The following is a 292-nucleotide window of genomic DNA, read 5'->3' on the forward strand; positions in this document are numbered from 1 at the left end:
GGTGGGCTGCACGCTGGCGCCTCGCGCCGGGCCGGCGCAGCTGGAAGGCCGTCTGGGGCAGTTGCTCGAGCCGCTGCGTGAGCAAGGGCTCGCCCGGATGCAGGCCGACAACCGCCATGACTTTCTCCTGCGTCTCGCCCAGGGCCTGCGGGACGAAGGCATCACCCGCTGGCGACGGACCTGGGAGCACTTGCAGCACAGCCATGGGGTGATGCCGCGCGGGCTCTGGTTCAGCCTCGCGATGCCGGGCGCCGGGGGCACTGCGGTGCATCATTGGCTGCCGCCCCCGGCT

At 72.6% G+C, this 292-nt stretch carries 1 protein-coding gene; it reads left to right on the forward strand.

The features are described 5' to 3' along the window. Positions 1 to 292: hypothetical protein (locus ACYJSS_RS30720; RefSeq protein ID WP_459481289.1), on the forward strand; the 292-nt coding region annotated here is incomplete at both ends.

It is taken from the genome of Pseudomonas sp. No.21 (genome assembly GCF_054558415.1).